The sequence below is a fragment of the Mesorhizobium sp. M00.F.Ca.ET.216.01.1.1 genome (assembly GCF_004010325.2).
Lineage (GTDB): Bacteria > Pseudomonadota > Alphaproteobacteria > Rhizobiales > Rhizobiaceae > Mesorhizobium.
In genome coordinates this window covers 1-407 of record NZ_SADR02000168.1, presented here as the reverse complement: position 1 = coordinate 407, position 407 = coordinate 1, and the positions used below count along the sequence as shown (strand labels likewise).

Annotated in this window: 1 protein-coding gene; it reads right to left on the bottom strand. The window is 60.4% G+C overall.

The features are described from left to right. Positions 1 to 78: 78 nt before the first annotated feature. Positions 79 to 407: transcription elongation factor GreA (gene greA / locus EN859_RS35570; protein WP_135913631.1), on the bottom strand; the 329-nt coding region annotated here is incomplete at its 5' end.

Here is a 407-nt window from a genome sequence, read left to right as displayed (position 1 = left end):
CGTACTTAAAGTACGCGAGCACCGGAAGCGCAGAAAACCGCGCTAGTTGGCCGCCAGAGTAGAATTATCAAAAGGTCCTTAGATAAACTGCACCTGGACGATCTCATAGCCGCGGGCGCCGCCGGGGGCATTGACCTCGATGGCATCGCCGACTTCCTTGCCGATGAGGGCACGAGCGATCGGCGAGGAGATCGAGATGCGGCCGGACTTCACGTCCGCTTCCTGGTCGCCGACGATCTGGTAGGTCTTCTTTTCCTCGGTGTCCTCGTCGACCAGCACGACGGTCGCGCCGAACTTGACCTTGTCGCCGGAAAGCTTGGAGACGTCGATAACCTCGGCGCGCGCGATCAGATCCTCGAGCTCGTTGATGCGGCCTTCATTGTGGCTCTGCGACTCCTTGGCCGCGT